The organism is Rhizobium sp. BK619, assembly GCF_014195245.1.
Taxonomy (GTDB): Bacteria; Pseudomonadota; Alphaproteobacteria; order Rhizobiales; family Rhizobiaceae; genus Rhizobium; species Rhizobium acidisoli.
The window spans coordinates 132359-153049 of sequence record NZ_JACIBH010000006.1; the positions used below are offsets into that span (position 1 = coordinate 132359).

General features: G+C 61.2%; 20 protein-coding genes and 1 pseudogene. 5 read left to right on the forward strand and 16 right to left on the reverse strand.

Going from position 1 to position 20691, the window contains the following annotated elements:
• Positions 1–10: 10 nt before the first annotated feature.
• The 11 genes and pseudogenes from FHX14_RS12930 to FHX14_RS12980 all read right to left on the reverse strand — a co-directional run bounded on the left by FHX14_RS12930 (position 11) and on the right by FHX14_RS12980 (position 10697).
• Entirely contained in the window at positions 11–184 is a 174-nt protein-coding gene (locus FHX14_RS12930; RefSeq protein ID WP_184377358.1) for a hypothetical protein, read from the reverse strand.
• Between the two features lie 33 nt (positions 185–217).
• Positions 218–778, reverse strand: coding sequence for an FMN reductase (gene msuE, locus FHX14_RS12935; RefSeq protein ID WP_184377359.1), 561 nt, complete (start codon positions 776–778; stop codon positions 218–220).
• Between the two features lie 112 nt (positions 779–890).
• The gene (locus tag FHX14_RS12940; RefSeq protein ID WP_184377360.1) at positions 891–1487 is read right to left on the reverse strand and encodes a DsbA family protein; all 597 of its coding nucleotides are present in this window, start codon (positions 1485–1487) and stop codon (positions 891–893) included.
• Positions 1488–1542: 55 nt separating this feature from the next.
• Positions 1543–2577, reverse strand: a complete 1035-nt coding sequence (locus FHX14_RS12945) for an LLM class flavin-dependent oxidoreductase (RefSeq protein ID WP_184377361.1) — start codon at positions 2575–2577, stop codon at positions 1543–1545.
• Between the two features lie 30 nt (positions 2578–2607).
• A complete protein-coding gene (locus FHX14_RS12950; RefSeq protein WP_184377362.1) occupies positions 2608–3543 on the reverse strand; it encodes an ABC transporter substrate-binding protein in 936 nt (311 codons plus the stop codon).
• A 167-nt stretch (positions 3544–3710) separates the two neighbouring features.
• Positions 3711–4654 (reverse strand): annotated as a pseudogene (locus tag FHX14_RS12955) (ABC transporter substrate-binding protein).
• A 92-nt stretch (positions 4655–4746) separates the two neighbouring features.
• A complete protein-coding gene (locus FHX14_RS33375; protein WP_184377363.1) occupies positions 4747–6525 on the reverse strand; it encodes an amino acid ABC transporter permease/ATP-binding protein in 1779 nt (592 codons plus the stop codon).
• Positions 6526–6562: 37 nt separating this feature from the next.
• Positions 6563–7114, reverse strand: coding sequence for a GNAT family N-acetyltransferase (locus FHX14_RS12965; protein WP_012556313.1), 552 nt, complete (start codon positions 7112–7114; stop codon positions 6563–6565).
• Positions 7115–7122: 8 nt separating this feature from the next.
• Positions 7123–8313 carry a M20 aminoacylase family protein gene (locus tag FHX14_RS12970; RefSeq protein WP_184377364.1) on the reverse strand — a complete coding sequence of 397 codons (1191 nt, stop codon included), beginning with the start codon at positions 8311–8313 and terminating at the stop codon, positions 7123–7125.
• 18 nt (positions 8314–8331) lie between these two features.
• Positions 8332–9681, reverse strand: a complete 1350-nt coding sequence (locus FHX14_RS12975) for an LLM class flavin-dependent oxidoreductase (RefSeq protein ID WP_184377365.1) — start codon at positions 9679–9681, stop codon at positions 8332–8334.
• Positions 9682–9704: 23 nt separating this feature from the next.
• A complete protein-coding gene (locus FHX14_RS12980; RefSeq protein ID WP_184377366.1) occupies positions 9705–10697 on the reverse strand; it encodes an LLM class flavin-dependent oxidoreductase in 993 nt (330 codons plus the stop codon).
• Between the two features lie 219 nt (positions 10698–10916).
• Here FHX14_RS12980 and FHX14_RS12985 point away from each other — a divergent pair, with 219 nt between their 5' ends.
• The gene (locus FHX14_RS12985; RefSeq protein WP_184377367.1) at positions 10917–11198 is read left to right on the forward strand and encodes a type II toxin-antitoxin system Phd/YefM family antitoxin; all 282 of its coding nucleotides are present in this window, start codon (positions 10917–10919) and stop codon (positions 11196–11198) included.
• The gene (locus FHX14_RS12990; protein ID WP_003591559.1) at positions 11198–11521 is read left to right on the forward strand and encodes a type II toxin-antitoxin system RelE/ParE family toxin; all 324 of its coding nucleotides are present in this window, start codon (positions 11198–11200) and stop codon (positions 11519–11521) included. Before FHX14_RS12985 ends, FHX14_RS12990 begins: the two co-directional genes overlap by 1 nt.
• Before the next feature lie 43 nt (positions 11522–11564).
• Here FHX14_RS12990 and repC read toward each other — a convergent pair whose 3' ends face one another.
• The 5 genes from repC to FHX14_RS13015 form a co-directional block, all read right to left on the reverse strand.
• Positions 11565–12869, reverse strand: a complete 1305-nt coding sequence (gene repC, locus FHX14_RS12995; protein ID WP_184377368.1) for a plasmid replication protein RepC — start codon at positions 12867–12869, stop codon at positions 11565–11567.
• A gap of 174 nt (positions 12870–13043) precedes the next feature.
• A complete protein-coding gene (gene repB, locus FHX14_RS13000) occupies positions 13044–14048 on the reverse strand; it encodes a plasmid partitioning protein RepB (protein WP_184377369.1) in 1005 nt (334 codons plus the stop codon).
• Positions 14045–15262 (reverse strand): plasmid partitioning protein RepA, encoded by a 1218-nt coding sequence (gene repA / locus FHX14_RS13005; protein WP_184377370.1) that lies wholly within the window; start codon positions 15260–15262, stop codon positions 14045–14047. The genes repB and repA overlap by 4 nt, the downstream gene beginning before the upstream one ends.
• 229 nt (positions 15263–15491) lie before the next feature.
• Positions 15492–15722, reverse strand: a complete 231-nt coding sequence (locus FHX14_RS13010; RefSeq protein WP_184377371.1) for a hypothetical protein — start codon at positions 15720–15722, stop codon at positions 15492–15494.
• Positions 15723–16245: 523 nt separating this feature from the next.
• Positions 16246–17331 (reverse strand): ROK family protein, encoded by a 1086-nt coding sequence (locus tag FHX14_RS13015; protein WP_184377372.1) that lies wholly within the window; start codon positions 17329–17331, stop codon positions 16246–16248.
• A 123-nt stretch (positions 17332–17454) separates the two neighbouring features.
• On the opposite strand from FHX14_RS13015, the gene otsB reads away from it, so the two are divergent.
• From otsB to FHX14_RS13030, 3 genes are all read left to right on the forward strand, one after another.
• The gene (gene otsB, locus FHX14_RS13020; RefSeq protein ID WP_184377373.1) at positions 17455–18234 is read left to right on the forward strand and encodes a trehalose-phosphatase; all 780 of its coding nucleotides are present in this window, start codon (positions 17455–17457) and stop codon (positions 18232–18234) included.
• Between the two features lie 203 nt (positions 18235–18437).
• Positions 18438–19322 (forward strand): AraC family transcriptional regulator, encoded by an 885-nt coding sequence (locus FHX14_RS13025; protein WP_184377374.1) that lies wholly within the window; start codon positions 18438–18440, stop codon positions 19320–19322.
• A gap of 248 nt (positions 19323–19570) precedes the next feature.
• A complete protein-coding gene (locus FHX14_RS13030) occupies positions 19571–20644 on the forward strand; it encodes a sugar ABC transporter substrate-binding protein (RefSeq protein WP_174293609.1) in 1074 nt (357 codons plus the stop codon).
• The last annotated feature ends 47 nt before the right edge of the window (positions 20645–20691 follow it).

The following is a 20691-nucleotide window of genomic DNA, read 5'->3' on the forward strand; positions in this document are numbered from 1 at the left end:
TCTTCGGCGGTTAGGAAATCAGCGAATGACGTTGCGCATTGGCAAGAAGATCGCGAAGCGATGCACTCGGTCCGTAGAGCATCAACAGGCGGTTCTCTTCCCGCTTGGCGAGGCGGTATCGTCGGGCGAATTCAAAGACGCTCCACAATTGCTCGCCTGATCCCGGCCGTTCCGCATCGTCCATCGCTGTCTCCTAAGATCGGGATCGCGACGATCCCTATTCGGCCGCCGCTATCGCCGGGCTTGCTACGGGAAAGAAGGCTGCCAACTCGCCAATCACTTCGCTGATGCGGTTTGAGAGCGCCTCCGATGAAACCGCGTAATCCGCGAAATCGCGGTCGGACGCATAAACCGCCGTCGGCAGCGTATGGGCCATGAAAAAACCGAACAGCGGCCGAAGCTGATGCTCGACCATCAACGCGTGCCGGTCGCCGCCGCCCGTCGCCGTGATGATGATCGGCTTGCTCCGAAGTTCCTGCGGGTCGATCAGATCGATCAGATGTTTGAACAGACCGGGATAAGAGCCCTTGTAAGTCGGCGAGCCGATGATCAAGGCATCGGCCTTGACGATCTCGTCGACGACACGCCTGGCCTGCTCGTCGAGGTCTTTGCGCCACAAGGCGTGGCCCAGTGACGGGCCGAGATCGTGCAGATCATAGGTCTTGCTGGTAAAGCCGTATCGGAGGCTGGCGCGGTCGGCCACATGCCGGACGAGCGCCAGTGTCTTCGATGGACGGTTGAAGCTGCCGGCAATGCCGACGAGTTTGAAACCTGACATGGTTTTTCCTCTCTCTGTTGCTTCAAATATTGTCTATAAAATTACTGGATTAAAGGAATGAGCGTCTCTCCTTCCGCGCTCGGTGGAAAAAACATTCGTCTCGGTGATCCTCCTACGGTCTGTCGCCGCGAAGATGTCGCTCGAGGAAGGGCAGATTGTCCTGCCCCCAATAGGTCTCGCCGTCATGGACATAGGTGGGAAAACCGAAAACGCCGCTGTCGCGCGCGTGCACCCGGTCTGCCGACCACTTGTTCTGGACGTCGTCGTCGGCTTGCCGCCTGAGCAGTGCCGCGCCGTCGAAACCTGCCGATGTGACGATCGCCTCGCGCACATCGGGTTTGCCGATATCCCTCGCCTCGCTCCAGAAGGCATGCTGCAAGGCCCTGCTGACGCCGGTCCAATCCTGCCCGTCGAGATAGGCGGCGATCACGAAAAGGGAGGCCGGCGTCGGATCGCTCAGCTCCGGGCGATGTTCGAGCCGCAATTCCTTCCCGCGCACGCGCGCCCAACGCTTGAGGTCGCGCATCCAATAGGCGCGCCGGATCTCCGGACGGTTGCGCGAGAAGATACCGCCATTTTCCTCGACCACCGTCGTCAGATAGGGCGTGACGACGACGTCGTTCTTGGCCGCCAGTTCGATGAAGGCGTCGAAGCCGATGTAAGACCAGGGCGATCCGATCGAAAAGAAGTATTCTACCGTTTTGGTCACTGATGAATGTTCCTCGTTGGATGATGCTTCTGGCGTCGACTCGACGTCCGCCTTTTCAGGAAGCGGCCCGAATTTGGGGCTGGGCTTTCCATCCGAGCTCGGGTGCGATTGATGTCACGAAGTCGTGGAGGATCTGGCGGTATTCCTCGTGCTCGAACTCGTAGGGAAGCTCCAGCCTCAACTCGCCGACCTCCGGCAGGATCGGATCGGCAAAAAGCTGCGCCAAGATCTCGTCCGCCGTGCCGACGACATCGCGCGCGAACAAGGTGCGCCGCTCGCCTTGCGGCGAAAGTGTGCGCCCATGGCGGCCCTCGGCATAATCGCGGTAACGGCGGCGCGTTGCCTTGTCGGCGCTGTCGAAAGGCACGATGACGCGGCCGAGCGCCACACGGCGCCCAGTTCCGGCGGCACGATGGGTTTCAATCAGCCTGGATTGAGCGACGAAGAAATCGTCCGTCCCCTCCCCCGTTATCACATTGCCGGTCAACAGATTGAAGCCATTGCGGCCGGCCCATCCGGCCGAGCGCTGTGAGCCTCCGCCATACCAGATCCGGTCGATCAGGCCTTTGGCGTAGGGCTGCAGGCGCGGCCGCTGCGGGCCGAAGGGCGTCTTGATGAAAGTCTGCTCGTCGCCCAGATAGATGCCGCGCAAATTGTCGGCGAAGCGCAGCACGCGATCATGCGAGAAATCGTAGCCGGTCCAATCGCCGTCGAAGACCCGCGGGGCAATCAATTCGGCATGCAGCGGCCGGCCGGCGCTGACGCCGATATTCAGCCGGCCGCGCGCGAGAACATCGACCGTGGCGAGGTCTTCGGCCAGCCGATAGGGGCTCTCGTAGCCGATCGGAATGACCGCCGTTCCGAGTTCGATCCGGCTGGTGCGCTGTGTGGCCGCCGCCAGGAAGGCGCTCGCCGAAGAGATCCCCGGCTCAAGATGGCGCTGGCGGACCCAGGCGCTATCGAAGCCCAGCGCCTCGCCATATTGCAGCTGCTGGAGCGTCTGCTCCAATCCCGACAATGGATCGTCGTCAGGATAGTTGCCGGGGGTGAGAAAGCCGATATGGCTGATCGATATGTTGCGGCCGCTCATGTCGTCCCTTCCATTCCTGTCATGCGATGATCAGTATTTCGGCAGGCCGGGCGGATTGGTCTCGGATGCCGGCAAGGCTTCCTCGGACAGATGCCAGTGATCGAGGATCTTCGCGTAGCTGCCGTCCTTGATCAGGCCGTTGGTGGCGACGGTCAGCGCATCGGCGAGGCCGCTTCCCTTGCGGGTGGTGATCGCAACGTCGGAGCGATCGGGCCAGCCGGCGCTGAGCGTGCCGACGCGCTTGATGTTCTTGTCGCGCGCTGCGATGAAGACGAGCTGCGCATGCGGCTGGACGATGACATCGGCGCGACCGGAACGCAGCGCGAGGAGGCTTGCCGCCTCGTCGTCGTAATATTGCAGCTCGATCGGCTTCAGGCCGGCGGCGACATCCTGGTCGCTCCACTTCACCAGGATGCGCTCCTGGTTGGTTCCGGCCCCGACGATGATCCTCAGACCCGCCGCATCCTTCGGCTGCTTGATTGAGGCGATGGGGCTATCGGATTTCACGAAGAAACCGTGCAGGCCCTGACGGTAAGTGGAGAAATCGAACTTCTCCTTGCGCTGTTCGGTGACCCCGACATTGGAGATGACGGCATCATACTTGCCGGAAGCAAGGCCGAGCGGCCAGTCGATCCAGGCCACAGGCACAATCTCCAGCGTCAGGCCGAGGCTGTCGGCGATGGCATAGGCATAATCGGGATCCGCCCCGACCACGGTCTTGGCGTCGGTGGCATAGGTGGAAAGCGGAGGACCGCCCGGACTGACGGCGATGGTGAACTTGCCCGGCGTGACGAACTTGAATTCCCCAGGGATCGCAGCGATCGCCGCCTCGTTCCTGGCGGCATGCAGCCTGCCCGGCTGCTGCGGGCTCAGGTCGAAATCGTCGGCCGCACGGGTTGCGCCGAAGGAAAGACCGGATGCCATGGCGGCGATCAGCAGGGTCCGCAATGCCGGAAAGACAATCATCGTCTTCAATCTCCAAATTAGTGCATGTCGCCCGGAAGTGTGCAGCGGTTCCGGGACAACGACATGCATCAAAACAAAAGGTTAAAGCGCGTCGCATGAATCAGATTTGACGCGATGCGCTTTAGCAGGCGGGCATGGCCGGCAGGAATGCTGCCGGCCGTATAAGGTCAGGAGCCGCTCTTCGGCAGGCCGGGCGGGTTGGTCTGCGCCCTGTCGATCGCCTCAGGGCCGAGATTCCAGCTATCGAGGATCTTCTTGTAGGCGCCGCTGGCGATCAGGTCGTTGACGACATCGGTCAGGGGAGCGGCCAGGCCGCTGTCTTTGCGGGTGGTGACCGCAATCTCGGCGGTGATCGGCCAACCGCCGCTGACGGTGCCGACGAGCTTGGTCTTACCATTGATGCCCGCCGCATAGGCCTGCGTCGCGTTGACACTGAAGACGGCGTCGGCTCTGCCGGACTGGACGGCGAGATCCTTGACCGCGTCGTCGTCATAATATTGCACCTCGTCGGCTTGAGGCCGGCCGCGACGTTCTGCCGGTCCCATTCCAGCAGGATCTTCTCCTGGTTGGTGCCGGCATCGGTGATGACCTTCAGGCCGGCAATATCCTTCGGCTGCTTGAGCGCCGTGATCGGGCTATCGGCCTTGACGTAGAAGCCGAGTTCATCCTTGCGGTAGGTCGAGAAGTCGAATTTCTGCTTGCGCTCTTCCGTGACAGTAACGTTCGAGATCACCGCATCGAACTTGCCGGAGGTGAGTCCCAGCGGCCAATCGGCCCATGCGACGGAAACGAGATTGAGTTTCAGGCCCAGGCTGTCGGCGACCGCCTGCGCGAGATCGACGTCGTAACCGATGACCGTCTTGGAATCGGAGGCATAGTCGTGCAGCGGCAGATTTCCGCTCGAACTGATGCCGACGGTGAAGACGCCGTTTTCGACGAACTTGAAATCCTTGACCTCGGCAATGCGCTTCTCGTTCTTTTCCACCCGCAGCCGGTTCGGCTGCTCGGGGCTGAGGTCGAATTTCTGCTGCGCCTGGGCGGAACCGAAGCCGACCGCGCCAATGGTGACGGCTCCGGCTATGAGAAGCCTCACTCTATCTGTAAATGCCATGCCCCTTCTCCATTTCATCTTGAGGTTGCGCTTGTTGTCATTCGACCGGAGCAGCCCGTCGCGGCCCGGCATTTCACCAGCGCTGTCCGGCGCTAGAGAACCTTGGCGAGGAACTCCCGCGTGCGGGGATGTTCCGCCTGCGTGAAGAAGCGGGCCGGCGGGCCGGCCTCCAGAATACGGCCGCTTTCCATGAAGACGACGGTGTCGGCGACTTCGCGGGCAAAGCCGATCTCATGGGTGACGATGACGAGTGTGGTGCCGGTGCGGGCCAGTTCCTTGATGACGTCGAGCACCTCGCCGACAAGCTCCGGATCAAGTGCGGAGGTCGGCTCGTCGAAGAGCAGCACCTTGGGACGGAGCGCCAACGCACGGGCGATCGCCACACGCTGCTGCTGGCCGCCGGAGAGCTGGCGCGGATAGGCGTTGATCTTGTCGCTGAGGCCGATGCGGGCCAGCAGCTCCTGCGCCAGCTGCACGGCGTCCTCGCGGCCGAGCCCACGAACCTGGACTGGCGCCTCGATGAGGTTTTCGAGCACGGTCAGATGCGGGAAGAGATTGAAGCTCTGGAAGACCATGCCGATATCGGCGCGGCGCTGCAGGATCTCTTTTTCCTTGAGCTCATAGAGGGTGTCGCCCTTCCTGCTGTAGCCGACGAAATCGCCGTCGACCGAGATGAAGCCCTCGTCGACGCGCTCCAGATGGTTGATGGCGCGCAGAAGCGTCGACTTGCCGGAGCCGGAAGGACCAAGGATGGCGGTCACGCTGCCGGCCGGCAGGCTGAGCTCGACCTTATCGAGCACCTTCAGGGAGCCGAAGCTCTTCGAGATGCCCTGGATGCGCACCGCCCCGCCTGCGGCTCGCAAAGCGGCCGCATCCCGGAAGCCGACCTTGCGCACCGTATCGGGCGCTGTCTCCAGCACCGGGAGCGGCCGGCGGAAGCGCTCGAAAAACGCCTGAAAGGGCAGCGGTGTCGGGTTGCGCACGGCGCCTTTGGAGAAGTAGCGCTCGATATAGTGCTGAGCGATCGACAGCACCGTCATGATGATCAGATACCAGACGGTCGCGACCATCAGCAGCGGAATGACTTCGAGATTGCGGCGATAGATCACCTGCACCGTGTAGAAGAGTTCCGGCAGCGCCAGCACGTAGACCATCGAGGTGCTCTTTGCCAATCCGATCAGTTCGTTGAAGCCGGTCGGCAGGATCGAGCGCATCGCCTGCGGCAGCACGATGCGGAAAGCCTGGCGGCGGCGCGGCAGGCCGAGTGCGGCTGCGGCCTCCAGCTGCCCATGATCCACCGCAAGAATGCCGCCGCGGACGATCTCGGCGAAGAAGGCCGATTGGTTGAGCGTCAGGCCGAGGAAAGCGGCGGCAAAAGGCGTCAGCAGCTGCACCGTGGGATAGTCGATGAACACCGTATCGGTGAAGGGAATGCCGATCTTGATCGTCTCATAGAGATAGCCGAGATTGTTCAAGATCAACAGCAGGACGATGACGGGGATCGAGCGCAGCAGCCAGATATAGCCCCAGGAAAGGCCCGACAGCAGCGGCGACCTGGAGACGCGGGCAAGCGCCAGCGCCGTTCCGAGAATGGAACCGGATATGGCGGCAAGCACGGTCAGGAGCAACGTTCTGCCGAGGCCGACGAGCACCGGCTCGGCGAAGAACCATTCGGCAAAGACGCCCCAACCCCAGCGCGGATTGGTGAAGGTCGAATAGAGCACGGCGATGATGACGACGGCGGCAAAGATCGTGCCGGCCAGACGGCCGGGATGGCGCGCCGGCACGATGCGGTAACGGGAATGATCCTGCTTCGATTCGGCCGTCCTGCTGCCGGTGTCGATACCGGCGAAATCCGTCGTCAGTGCCATTGTGCTTCCCTTTTATAATTGTCGGTCTTTGCCGTTTTCAATGATTTGCGCCGGCCACGCGCAGGCGCGGTTCCGCCGCCACGTCGTCCAGAGCAGGCTCGGCCAAATGGCTGATATCCTTCTCGAAGGGCAGGCTCTTGTAGATCTCGGGATCGGCTAAGGTGTCGAAGAGAGCGGTGTAACCGTCATTCAGATAGAGGCCGACGGCCTCCGGCTGGCGGAAACCGGTCGTGAGGTAAATGCGGGTATAACCCTGGCGGGCCGCCTGGACCTCCAGCTCCACCAGCACCTTGCGGGCAAGCCCCTGGCGGCGCAGGTCGGAACGCGTCCAGATGCGTTTGAACTCGGCGGTGCGCTCGTCGTAATGTTTGAAGGCGCCGCCGCCGATGGTTTCTCCATTCCGGATCAGCAACAGAAAATTGCCGTAAGGCGGGGCAAAGGCTTCAGGGGGATAGCGATTGAGTTCGGCCGCAGCCCCTTCGGCATTGAAATAGGTGCCGTAGCGGCTGTCATATTCGTGGATCAACTCATCGATCAGCGGCTTGGCGCGGGGATCGAGAGGGCTCGTATAGAGAAACGTATCGCTCATATCGTTCGTCACCCGTTGTCATCAATGAGGAAGGTTTCGGCGAGCCGCACCCAATAGCGGGCGGCGGGTGCAATGATCGCGTCGTTGAAATTGTAGTGGGCGCTGTGGAGTGGCGCGCTGTCGCCATTGCCGACGAAGAGGTAGCTGCCGGGATTGGCCTGCAGCATGAAGGCAAAATCCTCGCTCGCGGTTCTCGGCCGGAAATCCTTTTCGATCGCCGCAAGGCCAAGTGCGTCATAGGCGACGTCCCGGGCAAATGCCGTCTCTTTGGCATGATTGACCAAGGCTGGAAAACCGAGGCGATAATTCACCTCCGCCGCCGCGCCGAGGCTTTCGGCCTGGGCGCGCGCGAGGGCTGGAATACGTTCCTGCAGCAGATGGCGAACCGTCTCGCTGAAGGCCCGCATGGTGAGCTTCATCTCGACGCTCTCGGGGATGACGTTCGAGGCGGAGCCGGCATGGATCGAGCCGACCGTGACGACCGCCATGTCCTGCGGATCGACATTGCGCGAGACGACGCTTTGTAGGGCGGTGATGAAGGAGGCGGAAGCGAGCACCGGATCGACGGCGCGGTGCGGTTCGGCGCCATGCCCGCCCTTGCCGACGATTTTGACGACCGCCTGATCGACCGAGGCCATGGCCGGGCCAGCGACGAAACCGAATTGCCCCGTCGGCACACCCGGCCAGTTGTGCAGACCGAAGACCGCATCGACGGGAAACCGCTCGAACAGGCCTTCCGAGATCATCTTGCGGGCACCGGCGCCGATTTCCTCGGCGGGCTGGAAGATCAGCCTCAACGTGCCGCTGAAATGACCGCTCTCTGCGAGATAGCGGGCAGCCGCCAGCAGGATGGCGGTATGGCCGTCATGACCGCAGGCATGCATGACGCCGGGATTGCTGCTGGCATAGGCAAGTCCGGTCGCCTCCTCGATCGGCAGGGCGTCCAAGTCGGCGCGAATGCCGATCCGCTTCTTGCCGTCACCGCGTCTCAAGGTGGCGACGATGCCGGTGCCGGCAATGCCCGTCGCCACCTCATAGCCCCAGGAGGACAGGCGGGAGGCCACGAGCTTGCTGGTCCTGAGTTCCTGGAACGCAAGCTCCGGATATTGATGCAGATCGTGGCGAAGCGCGATGATCTCGTCGAGATAGGCGGCGATGCCCCTGTCGACCGGATCGTTGTTCTGAGCGATGAGGTCCATGACGGTACCGCCAGCGCCTCAGGCACCGACAGCCTTTCCGGGCTCGAGTTGATCGGCACTGGCCGAATACCGGCTTTCGCGGAAGGGCAGGCCCAGATGGTCGCGCAGCGTCTCGCCCCTCAGGACGGGATCGAAATAACCCCGCTCCGTCAGGATCGGCAGGACGTGTTCGGCAAAATCGTCGAAGCCCTCGGCGATGACGGGAAAGCCAAGGATGAAGCCGTCGGCGGCGCCATGATCCACCCAGCGGATGATTTCGTCGGCAATATGCTCGGCGGTGCCGATGAAGGCGGTGCGTGGCGTCGCGACATCGAGCGCGATTTCGCGCAGCGTCAGGCCCTTTTCGCGCGCCGTCCTTTTGATGCGGTCGGTGGTGGCGCGGAAATTGTTCCTGCCGATATCGCCGAGATCCGGGAAAGCCTCGTCCAGGGGATAGCTGCTGAAATCGTGATGGTCGAAGAAGCGGCCGAGATAGGCGAGCGCTTCTTCGATGGTGACGAGATTGCGGATCGCCTGATACTTGGCCTCCGCTTCTTCGGCCGTCTTGCCGACAATCGGGCCGATGCCGGGATAGATGCCGACCTCCGCCGCCGGGCGCCCGTGCGCAATGACGCTGTCCTTCAGCTGCCGATAGAAGGTCTGCGCCTCCTCGAACGGTCCGCCATTGGTAAAGACGGCATCGGCATGTTTGCCGGCAAGCCTGATGCCGGAGTCCGAAGCGCCGGCCTGGAAGACCACCGGTTGCCCCTGCTTCGAACGGCCGATATTGAGCGGCCCTTCGACGCGGAAGAACCGGCCCTTGTGGTTGAGGCGATGCATCTTCGACTTGTCGACAAAGACGCCGGTCTCGCGATTGCGCACGAAAGCGTCGTCATCCCAGGAATCCCAGAGGCCTTTGATCGCATCGATGTAGTCCTCGGCGATCTCGTAGCGCAATTCGTGTTCGGGGTGTTCGCGGCTGTAATTGCGCCCCGAGCCCTCGAGCGGCGAGGTCACGGCATTCCACCCTGCCCGGCCGCCGCTTATGAGATCGACCGAAGCGAACTGGCGGGCGATGGTGAAGGGATCGCTGTAGGAGGTCGAGACCGTGCCGACGAGGCCGATTTTCGAAGTTGAGGCAGCGAGCGCCGAGAGAATGGCGATCGGCTCGAACCGATTGAGGAAATGCGGGATCGACTGCTCGTTGATATAGAGCCCGTCGGCGACGAAGGCGAAGGCAATGCCGGCTGCCTCCGCCTTGCGCGCCGTCTTGACGAAGAAGTCGAAATTGACGCTGGCATCGGCCGGTCCGCTTGGATGTTTCCAGGCATTCATGTGACCGCCGGGACCCTGCAGCATGATGCCGAACGTGACGTGTTTCTGAGCCATGGGATCGATCTCCTTGAAAACGGTCAGGCGACGAGAGAAAGGCGCTCTTCGGCGAGCAGCTCGATGGAGGCCAGGCGCTCGGCGACCGAAAGCGCCGGCGTATCGAGCACGAACTCCTTGACGCCGTAGAGACGGTGAAGCTCGTCCAATTCCTTGCGGATCTGCTTTGCCGTGCCGTGCAGCACGCTCGGCACCTTCTCCTCGATGCGGTAATCGGTGACGCCGGCCTGGCGGGCAAATTCGGCTGCCTGCTCCTCGCTGCCGACATTGACGGTCTGGCCGTTCGGCAGGAACACCTTGACGATGCGCAGCCTGCCGACGCGCTCGCGGGCATAATCCTCGTTTTCGGCGGCAAAGGCTGCGAGCGCCAGGATCGGCCGTTTGCCGCCGGATGCCCGCTCATAGGCCGCAAAGGTCCTGCGCAGATTGTCAGGATCGCCGTTCAGGTGACCGGCAAAGACCAGTTCCCAGCCCTTCTCGGCCGCCAGTTCGGCGCTTTCGACGCTGGCCCCGAGCAAGAAACGATCGGGCGCCGTTGGCGGGAAAGGGGTCGCCTGCGCACCGTTATAATTCGGGTCGGCGGCGAGATAGGTGTTGAGATCGGAAAGCTGGCTTGCAAAATCCGGCTTCCTGGACGGATCGACAGCAAGCTGCAGGGCGCGCGTCGACAACGGAAACCCGCCCGGCGCCTTGCCGACACCGAGATCGACGCGGCCGGGCGCAAGCGAAGCCAGAAGATTGAAGGTCTCGGCAACCTTGTAGGCGCTGTAATGCTGCAGCATGACGCCGCCGGAGCCGACCCGGATCTTCGAGGTTCTGGCAAGAAGATAGGCGATCAGCGCCTCCGGCGCGGAGCTCGCCAGATTGGACATGTTGTGATGTTCGGCCACCCAGAAGCGGTGATAACCGAGCTCCTCGGCGCGGGCGGCAATCTTGACCGTCGCCCGCAACGCATCCGCGGCGGTGAAACCCTGTTCAATCGGGCTTTTGTCGAGAAGGCTGAGGAGATAGGTCATGAGATCACGATCCGATCGCTGGTTGCAAAGTATAATCTATAAAATCAGTAGACAAACGTCATTATAAGAAATGGCATTCTCTTTCGTGGGAGTTGCGTGAAAAAAGCGGCTCCGCCTGAAAGGGGAAATCGGAGACCTGGGTTGGACCGCCGGTATTCAAAGGGCTTCTTTCAATCGACCATTTGATGATCTATATTCTGGTCGAAAGGGAGCAACCTCATGAAGCTGTCAGAACAGGTGAAGCCCATCAGCTATCTCAAGGCGCATGCGCCGGAGATCATCCGGACGCTGAAGGACAATCCGCAACCGGTCGTCATTACTCTGCACGGCGAGGCGAAAGCCATTCTGCAGGATGTCGGCCAATATGAAGAGACACAGGAGACTCTGGCGCTCCTCAAAGTGCTGGCGCTGACCAACCGGCAAGTCGAGGAGGGCAAGCTGCGCCTTGCTGCCGAATCCTTCGCACGCATCCGCAAACGTCTGGCCGACAGCCAATCCTGATGCCGTATCGTGTTCTTTTCGCCGAGGATGCGGAACACGACATCGAGGATCTATATCGTTTCGTTGCCCGTCGCGACGGCGCCGACACAGCCGAGCGTATCCTGACGGAAATCGAAAGCGCATGTGCCGATCTCGCAGAGTTCCCTGCCCGTGGCAATATTCCGAAAGAGTTCACGAGTATCGGCATCACCGAATATCGGGAGCTGCACCACAAGCCCTGGCGCATGATCTATCGTATCATCGGCACTGACGTCATCGTCTACTGCGTCGTCGATGGACGCCGCGACATGCAGGCTTTCCTGGAGCGAAGGCTGATCCGCTGATCATTCGACATATCGGCCTTCAGCGGTCACCCAACCCTGCCCCTTATCCAGCTTTTCGGCCGGCCGGCGCGTTTGCCCGCAGGAGCGCCATGAGCATCGGGCCGATCGCGAACTCTCCCTTTTCGCTTCGCCTCGTCAGGTCGCGGAGATAACCACCGGCCGAATTGATATGGCCGCCGCGCTCCAGGATGCATGCCATCACCGTCGCGGCATTTTCCGGCCCCATTGCATTTGCAGCCTCCTCGTAGGCTGACGGACTGACGCCGAGCATCGATCGAACGGTCACGGCCGCGGTCATCAGGTCGCGCCAGTTGCGAATTTCGCCATTCGCCCCGTAGGCGAGAATTTCAGGGCAGGCCTGCAGAACCAGGCCGAGCGGGAAGGATTTCAGCCCGCCGGCATCATCGCGCGCCCCGGGCAGTCGACCTTGCCTCTCCTCCTGCCTGCTCGGATGGGCAATCTCACCCCTCCCCTCTTCCATCGTCACGGCCCCTCGCCCATTGTCTTGCTCCGGCGTTGCGCCCTGCTTCGTTTCGAAGCTTGGTTCAAGTTCAGTGGTAGATTCGGGGTTTGAATTCTGTATGTGACGCTCGATATAATCGGCATTGCCGCGCTGTTTTGTAGATTTCATTCGCATTTCCAGCTGCTTAAGGATCTCTGCTCGAAGCGCGGTCAACTCATCCAGCAAAAGTTCGAGCTGTGCGGTCGTCGGCGACCGGGGCACTCCCTCGACCAGATCCCGAAATTCCAGGTACAGGCCCTGCCAATCCCCTTGAACGTCTTCTTCGACGGCGGCCTCGATCAGCTTGGCGATATCGCGGCGGCAAAGCGTGATGCGTTCGCGCAGCCGCTGGACATGCAGCCGCTCGGCCATCACTTCGGCCGCCAGCCGTTCGATCTCGTCGGCGCGGGCAAGCAGCGGCGCCAGAGAGAAGCCGAAGGCCTCATTGACTTCCCCTGCCCTGTCCCTGCGGACGTAACGCTTGCCGTTGGGGCTGTCCTTGCGCAGCAGAAGCCCTGCCTCGACGAGTGCCGCAAGGTGGCGCCGGACGGTCTGTTCGGCCATGCCATGCGTCCTCAGCGAAAGCTGGATATTCGACGGGAAGACGATCAAGCCGTTTTCCTGCGCCAGCTCGTTCTTCGGATAAAAGCTCAACAGCGCATTCAGCACGGCAAGCGCCCGATCGCTGATCCCAAGCAGCGGCTTTGCTTCGCACAGCGCACGAAACAGTTTCCATTTGTCGACCGACTGATCAGGCTTGATCTCACCTGCCATGACCTGGCTTGCGAGCATGCCAAGCGTCATCGACCGCCGCCCGAAGGGCGTCGTTATACTTCCGGTTTCCATCTCTTCCACCTCAACGAGGCAAAAGAAATCCGCTCACCAAAACGGCGCCAAAAACTCTTGACAGCGATTCTCGGAAGTGCGATTCTCGGAGGTGTTCAAGACTACGAGGAAAGCTTCCGTGACGGTGACGTTCGGGGGCTTTTTTCTTTTGCGCGTTATCTCCTATCCGAATTGTCAGCTGACAATCGGTCTAACTGCCTCATTTTCCTCTTCGAACTCGGCGGCGAGGCCAACCAACCGCTGAGCCAGGAATTCTGAAAACGCCGCCGATTTGACGGTGATGCGAAAGGTCTTCCCGGAGCGGGTCACCGAAGCAAGCTGTGCGCCGCCTTGGGTCCGAAGCGTCTGTTCGTCCCGCTGGGGCGCGCTCTTTTCCTCAAGCGCCTTCCAGATGGCGTCGAAGCGGCCATTGCTCTCCAACGCTTGGAAAGCTGCGGCGCCGATTGCGGCCCGCGCCTTCTTCTGCCCGCCGCCCTCCCTGAATTTCTCTGATAAGGCCAACCAGCGCGGCCGCCCGACTTTGGGCGCCGGTCCGATGGCAAGAATGATCTCGGGGTCGATCGTCTGTGCCACCTGCAGCAGCCTTGACGTTTCCGGCTTGTCCGTCGCCAGCGCCTGGGCAATCATGTCGCGGTTGAAGCCATGTTCATCCATGCGTCGAGCAAACAGCGCCCGTTCGATGAAGCTCAAGTCGACCCGCGGACCGTTTTCCTGACCCTGTGCGAGGATCAGTTCTTCATCCGTCAGCTTGCGCACCACAGCCTTGATCGGAACCCCGATTTCCGCAGCCGCGCGCAGACGCCTGTGGCCGTAGGCGGCCTGGTAGTGCCCGGCCTTTTCAGGATCCGGCCGCACCAGGATCGGAACCTGCTGACCGCTTTCCTGAATCGACTGCTTCAGCCGCTCGAACTCGGCATCCCTATCGACTGGGATACGGTCGCGGATAAAGGACATTTCGACGGCAGCCGGATCGATCTCCAGCACCCTGTCGCCGGAGGCGAGCGATTCGCGCAGCGCCTTGGCGGCCGCCGCTTCCTCACCCAGCCGCCCGAGCGACAGGTTCATCGCCTTGACCGCGCCCGAGGGCCGATGCGGCGGCGGCGCGCTCTGCGTATCGGGCCGTGCCGGCTCCACGGCGCCGACCATGCTTTTCAGGATATCGCGACCTTTTGGGCTCATGTCCTGCTCCATGCACTGCGAATGAGTTGCTCGACCTCGGCATTGACGTTGTCGACGGATTCGACGCCGCGGTCGTAGGTCTGGCGATGCATCGTCTCGCGTCCCGCCTCGTAGATCGTCTGCTTGGACAGGCCCGCATCCGAAACCGCCGTCGACTTGACCATCATCGAGGTCAGCACGCGCTCTCCGAACAGGCTGCGCAGGAAGGCGACGATCTGCGCCTGCGGGCCATCATTGGCCTCATAGCGGGTGACGAGATAACGCATCCAGTCGTAATCGAGATTGCCGCCAGCCTCCTTGACCACGGACAGAAGGTCGGAGGTCATCGTCAGGAACTGGTTCATCGAGGCAACGTCGAGCATCTGCGGATGAACGGTAATGAGCACGGCCGTGGCGGCGCAGAGAGCAGACAGCGTCAGGAAGCCGAGGGTAGGCGGGCAATCGATGATGACGACGTCGTAGCTCTCTTCCAGCGAATGCAGCGCATTGCCGACCCGCATGAAGAACATGTCCTTGTCGTCGCGGTTGGTGTCGGCCAGCGCCTTTGGGGTATCGTGCTCGAACTCGTGCAGTTCGAGATTGCCGGGGATGAGATCAAGGCCAGGGAAATAGGTCTGGCGGACGATATCGGCGACGTCGCGGCGCGTCTCGTCATATTTGATGGCGCCATAGAGCGTCTCGTTTTCACCGACGTCGAATTCCGGCTGGTAGCCGAGCATCGCCGACATCGACGCCTGCGGGTCGAGATCGACGGCAAGAACGCGATAGCCGCGCAACGCCAGGAACTGCGCCAGATGGATCGATGTCGTCGTCTTGCCGGAGCCGCCCTTGAAATTGGTGACGGCGATCACCTGGAGATGGTCGCCCGGCCGGCGCATCGGCAGATAAGAGGGTTTGGTGCGCCCGAGATGCTGGCGCATCGCATGGATTTCCTCAAGCGAGAACACCCGCCGTCCGGACGCCGTCTTTTCGGGATTGATGGTTTCCACCTGGGCGGCGAGGTGGCGAACGTAGCTGTCGGTGACGCCGAGCAGCTTGGCGGCCTCGGTGCTGCTGAACCGCCGCAGCGATTTGCGGGCGTCGGGCGAAAACAACCGCTCGAACAGCACCTGGAGCTGGCTGCTGAGCATTGTCGAATCCTGCGCAATCGTCTCGTCGATCGAGACTTGACTGGCTCTCCTGGCTTTCTCAACAATCGCGGCCTTGGTCGGCATTCACGCAAATCCTGATAAATCGGGTAATTTTGCGCAAATGATCGTGAGTCTGGCAGTGGCGTCAAGCGATTTCTTGGTTAGCGAATGGATAACAAACTGGATTCGACAAAAAAATCATGTGCAATTCCGGAATCTTAGCGCTGTTGTCAGCTGACAACAGCGGCCATCTCCCGAAGCGAGCCGTCAAAATATCGCGACATACTCGATGCGACTCAGCCTCGGAGCCGACTCACCGAAGACCGATTTCGCCGGGGAGCGCAAACCGGATCGGCAACCTGTCACTCTCATTTATAGGCGGACGCATGGACAGGTTTTCGGCCTCCGGCCCGCGCACGGGTCCGTTGCCGGAAGACTTGTCGTTTGCGTCCTGGGTTTCAGGATCGCGGCGTGACGGGGCAAGGCCGAGCATTTGTTCGAGACGACCGGCGTTGAGCGGAGCGCTTATTCCCTTGAAGTTCATAATCCATCTTTCGTCTGCGCATGGCTTGTTTAACGCTGCAGAGATAAGCGCAATTTGAACCCGCCGAGAACAACCCGTCAGCGTTATCACCATATTTTCCGAAGCCAAGGAGGAGGGGAGGGGCCTTCATCTCTCTACGGCCGCGCCGCATGCGGCCTCCGAAGGTGACGCCGACGGTCGGGGATCAGTGTCATCCGTACATGCCGGCAATGGAGCGTGAGGCGACACGCGGCAGCGTCATGATCACATCAACCGCAAGATCACAACGGCGCATGCTAGGCGAATCAGGTCTCGGTGGGTATGCTCGGCAGCGCTGGCATGATTGCGGTGTCGCAGAGTTGCGGCTGGCCCATTTGACCTAATTCCCAGCTCAAGCCGGCACCTTCCTAACGGAACTTATTAGGGGATTCGCTTCCGTCTGGGGAATTCCCTCTTGTTTACCTGCTATTTACCATAAATGCTCTGCAGCGCCGGACGAGCCGCGTTCGATGTTCGTGGGCGTAGCGTGGGGCGGGGCTTGAGCCTATCGCGCCTTCGTTGTCTCGCGATTGGTAAAATGCGCGTTGCCCAAACCCGTACCGATCGTCAGCACGGCCCATCGCGATACATCGGTCATAAAAGGGATCTGCGACAATCCCTGCACGACGGCATCGTTGTGCATCATCACGAATGTGCTGTCGTCACCGATTTCAGGAATGGCCTTCATCAGTGCGGCGGGAAGGTTGAAGCTGTCGCTCTCCCAGTTCCCCCCCGGTAGGTTCTGCCCGCCGCGTTCGATGGAGCCATCGGCTTTAATGATGCCGGGGCAGGCGATCCCGATGATCGGCGCGGGCTTGAGATTGGCCTTTTCGGCCTTGCCGATCAGCTCGAGCAACATCGCGGCCAACCGCTCGATGGTTGCGGTGCGACTTGGCTCGTCGTCGGCATGACGCCAGATCGTTGATTCCCAGACGCTCGCATCCGCGAAGTTCGGCACGTCGTCCTTTCCGAATTTAACGACGCCGGCGCGAACATTGGTGCCGCCGATATCGACGGCCAGGATCGCTTCGTGGCCTTTGAACATCCAGCGCGGCATCAGGTGGACCGCACCGATCAGTCCGGCTTCGTCAGGGTGATGAACGATCGGTACGACCTCGACGTCGATGCCGGCCGCCTTAAGAATGACCATGGTCCTGGCGATCGTCAGCTCGCCAAAACGGCTCTGCCGGAAGCCCCCGCCGACGACGATCCGTTCCGTCTTGACCCAGCGCTTATCCTTCAGGAACTTTCCAATCACATCGGCAAAATCCTGAGCGAAGTCCTCCACCGCCCCCATGACCAATGCAGCGGCCTCCATATCGTCGCCTTTCAGAAAGGCATCGATCTTTTTCTTGGAAAGCTTCGCCGTCGCGGTCTTGCCGATCGGGTCGTCCCCGACCTTGCGGACACGTTTTCTCCAGTCGTCGAGCTTCATCTGAAAAGTCTTCTTGTTGGCGTTGTCGCCAACGAAACCATCCTTGTCACGCAGTTCGTTGTTGTAATCGTCGATCGTCACCAATGGCAGGGTTAACGCGCCATGTGCCAACGGGGCATTGACCTCATCACGGGGCTCAGAACTGCTTTTGGCCATCAAAATACCTTCTGCGGGGCGAGGGCTCGAACGGGCGGCGAGATACAACGCGGACTAGCCCCGGATGTTCCGGCGTCGGAAACCTCACCTTGTCCTCGTCGACCCGTGACCTAGCTTCAATCATTGCAGAGTTTGGAGAATGCCGTGCAGGACGACGCCGCTACCCAGGAAATGCTTTCACTGGTCTTGGAAGAACCGGAACGCTGGGCGATGTTTCTCGACATCGACGGAACGTTGCTCAATCTCGCGCCCACGCCGGATGCGATCGAAGTCCCGGAGGCTCTTCCCGCACAGCTTCACAGCCTGTCGAACAAGCTCGGCGGCGCCTTGGCGCTGGTCACCGGGCGATCGCTTGCCTATGCGGACGCGCTGTTCAAACCCTTTGCATTTCCGACGGCAGGCCTTCACGGCGCGGAAATCAGAAGTGCCGCCGGCATGCACACACTCGAGGCCAGTCCCGAATTTCAGGCGCTGAAGCACGCACTGACGAAGGAAGCCGAGCACTATCCAGGCGTGCTGATCGAGGACAAGGGCGCGGCCGTTGCCGCTCATTATCGGCTCGCGCCCGAATATGAAAAGGTCCTCGAAGAGCGCATGCATCACTATGCCAAGGTCGCAGGGCCGAACTGGGCGCTGCAACTCGGCAAGATGGTCTTCGAGCTGCGGCCAGCGCGCTCAAGCAAGGGCGATGCGCTGGAGCGGTTTTTTCAGTCCGACCCGTTCAAGGACCGCTGCCCGATCACCATCGGCGATGATCTGACCGACGAGTCGATGTTTGCGATCGCCAATGCGCGTGGTGGCGTTTCCGTGCGGGTCGGGGCCATCGGCGCCCCGAGCTGCGCAACCAGCCGGTTGTCTTCGGCGGCGTTGGTCAGAAACGTCATTGCCGCTTTGGCTGCCTGATATCCGCCTTGGACGATACCCGATGCGGATTGCGGTTGTCTTTTGCATCGACTGCGCAGCATCAATCATCAAAAAAGTATCAGTTTTGACCGGGAATCGTGGTGGCGGGCTTGAACCGAGCCCACTACACTCCCCTTCAACGATAAAGCCAAAAAGGGAATTTGGCGTGCGGGCTTGGAACCCGTCCTCGGAGGAGGAAACAAATGGAACCTGACTTGGAAGTCATTCAGATCAGGCCGGGCGAATCCTTCGCAACGAAGGCGCATGGCTATCCCTATCATACGGTTCGCTGGCATTTTCATCCGGAATACGAACTGCATCTCGTCGTGGCGACAACCGGACGCTATTTTGTCGGCGACTTCATCGGCGAGTTCGAACCGGGCAATCTTGTGCTTGCCGGTCCCAATCTTCCCCACAACTGGATCAGCGACGTCCCGAAGGGGTCGAGCATTCCGCTGCGATGCCAGCTCATCCAGTTCAGCGAGAATTTTATCAGCGACACGATGAAGGTGCTGGCCGAGCTCGGCCCCTTCGAGCCAGTGCTCGAAGCGTCGCGCCGCGGCGTGCTTTTCGGCACTGACACCAGCCGGCAGGTGGCGCCGCTGATGACCGAGGTGCAGCAGGCACAGGGCGTGCGCCGCATCGAGCTCTTCATGATGATCGTCGGCCTGCTCAGCCGGGCGCAGGATGCCCAGCTTCTCGCCAGCCCAAGCTATCTGCCTGATCCGTCCGGCTACATGTCGGCCGGCATCAACAAGGCGCTCGCCTATATCCGGGAGAACCTGACGAAATCCTTCGACGAAGCCGATCTCGCCGGCATTGCCGAGCAGTCCACAGGCGCCTTTTCGCGCGCCTTCCGCCGCCATACAGGCATGTCGCTCGTGCAATATGTGAAACGCCTGCGCATCAATCTCGCCTGTCAGATCCTGATGAGCGACGACCACGCATCGATCACCGATATCTGCTTCGAGGTCGGCTTCAACAATCTGTCCAACTTCAACCGCCAATTTCTCGCGGAAAAGGGCATGACGCCTTCCCGTTTCCGGCGGTTGCTGGGTGACAATATCAACGTGGCGAAGGCGGCTTGAGGAAGCCGCACAAGCACGGTTCCAGGAAGTACGAAGCAACAGTCCGCCGAAGACGGCGATAGGGAGGACGAGGAGGAGGAGCCAAAACCGACGCTGATTTGAACGCGAGCGCGCAACGAGCGGTTCGCGAGAGGAGACGCTTGTCCTCAGAAAATAGCAACCGCCGGGACAGGCAGCGGTTCGTTCAGCCGAACGGCCGCAACAGACACTGCAACGACGAAGCTACACAATTTTTCCAATGGGAGGAGATGGAAATGATGAAATTCTCGACAAAAGCGGCAGGCGCCGCGGCACTTGCCCTTTCCCTGCTTGGCGGGACCTCCGCCTTTGCGCAAAACGCCGTTGCCGATGCGACGGTCGCATTCCTCATGCCCGACCAGGGCTCGACCCGATACGAAGAGCACGACCATCCGGGATTCGTCGCGGAAATGAAGAAGCTCTGCGCATCCTGCAAGGTCCTCTATCAGAATGCCGATGCCGATATCGCCAAGCAGCAGCAGCAGTTCAACTCGGCAATCACCCAGGGCGCCAAGGTCATCGTGCTCGATCCGGTGGATTCGGCAGCGGCCGCCTCTCTCGTTCAACTCGCCCAGAGCCAGGGGGTCAAGGTCATCGCCTATGACCGCCCGATCCCGAAGGGCAAGGCCGATTTCTACGTCTCCTTCGACAACAAGGCGATCGGCAAGGCGATCGCAGAGTCGCTTGTCCAGCATCTGAAGGCGAAGAACGTGCCGGCCGATGGCGGCGGCATTCTGCAGATCAACGGTTCACCTACCGATGCGGCCGCCGGGTTGATCAAGGACGGTATTCACGAGGGGCTCGCCAGCGGCGGATACAAGACGCTTGCCGAATTCGACACGCCGAACTGGCAGCCGGCGAATGCCCAGCAATGGGCGGCCGGCCAGATTACCCGCTTCGGCAAACAGATCGTCGGCGTCGTCGCCGCCAATGACGGCACCGGCGGCGGCGCGATCGCCGCCTTCAAGGCAGCCGGCGTTGATCCCGTGCCGCCGGTGACCGGCAATGATGCGACGATCGCCGCGCTGCAGCTGATCATATCGGGGGATCAGTACAATACGATCTCCAAGCCGAGCGAAATCGTCGCCGCGGCTGCGGCCGACGTCGCCGTCAAGCTTCTGGCAGGAGAAACGATCAAGGCCGAAATGACGCTTTACGACACGCCGGCGCAGCTCTTCGTCCCTGCCGTCGTCACCGCCGAAAACCTCAAGGCCGAGATCATCGACAAGAAGATCAACACCGCCGAGGAACTGTGCACCGGCCGTTATGCCGACGGCTGCAAGAAGCTCGGCATCACGAAATAATCGAGCGAAGGGGAAGCGCGGCCGGATCACCGGCCGCGCTTCCGGTT

Bases quoted from the DNA above. Each gene is read 5' to 3' on its own strand.
- FHX14_RS12930 (WP_184377358.1), bottom strand. From the start codon at position 184: ATGGACGATGCGGAACGGCCGGGATCAGGCGAGCAATTGTGGAGCGTC.
- msuE (WP_184377359.1), bottom strand. From the start codon at position 778: ATGTCAGGTTTCAAACTCGTCGGCATTGCCGGCAGCTTCAACCGTCCA.
- FHX14_RS12945 (WP_184377361.1), bottom strand. From the start codon at position 2,577: ATGAGCGGCCGCAACATATCGATCAGCCATATCGGCTTTCTCACCCCC.
- FHX14_RS12950 (WP_184377362.1), bottom strand. From the start codon at position 3,543: ATGATTGTCTTTCCGGCATTGCGGACCCTGCTGATCGCCGCCATGGCA.
- FHX14_RS33375 (WP_184377363.1), bottom strand. From the start codon at position 6,525: ATGGCACTGACGACGGATTTCGCCGGTATCGACACCGGCAGCAGGACG.
- FHX14_RS12965 (WP_012556313.1), bottom strand. From the start codon at position 7,114: ATGAGCGATACGTTTCTCTATACGAGCCCTCTCGATCCCCGCGCCAAG.
- FHX14_RS12970 (WP_184377364.1), bottom strand. From the start codon at position 8,313: ATGGACCTCATCGCTCAGAACAACGATCCGGTCGACAGGGGCATCGCC.
- FHX14_RS12975 (WP_184377365.1), bottom strand. From the start codon at position 9,681: ATGGCTCAGAAACACGTCACGTTCGGCATCATGCTGCAGGGTCCCGGC.
- FHX14_RS12980 (WP_184377366.1), bottom strand. From the start codon at position 10,697: ATGACCTATCTCCTCAGCCTTCTCGACAAAAGCCCGATTGAACAGGGT.
- FHX14_RS12985 (WP_184377367.1), top strand. From the start codon at position 10,917: ATGAAGCTGTCAGAACAGGTGAAGCCCATCAGCTATCTCAAGGCGCAT.
- FHX14_RS12990 (WP_003591559.1), top strand. From the start codon at position 11,198: ATGCCGTATCGTGTTCTTTTCGCCGAGGATGCGGAACACGACATCGAG.
- repC (WP_184377368.1), bottom strand. From the start codon at position 12,869: ATGGAAACCGGAAGTATAACGACGCCCTTCGGGCGGCGGTCGATGACG.
- repB (WP_184377369.1), bottom strand. From the start codon at position 14,048: ATGAGCCCAAAAGGTCGCGATATCCTGAAAAGCATGGTCGGCGCCGTG.
- repA (WP_184377370.1), bottom strand. From the start codon at position 15,262: ATGCCGACCAAGGCCGCGATTGTTGAGAAAGCCAGGAGAGCCAGTCAA.
- FHX14_RS13010 (WP_184377371.1), bottom strand. From the start codon at position 15,722: ATGAACTTCAAGGGAATAAGCGCTCCGCTCAACGCCGGTCGTCTCGAA.
- FHX14_RS13015 (WP_184377372.1), bottom strand. From the start codon at position 17,331: ATGGCCAAAAGCAGTTCTGAGCCCCGTGATGAGGTCAATGCCCCGTTG.
- FHX14_RS13025 (WP_184377374.1), top strand. From the start codon at position 18,438: ATGGAACCTGACTTGGAAGTCATTCAGATCAGGCCGGGCGAATCCTTC.
- FHX14_RS13030 (WP_174293609.1), top strand. From the start codon at position 19,571: ATGGAAATGATGAAATTCTCGACAAAAGCGGCAGGCGCCGCGGCACTT.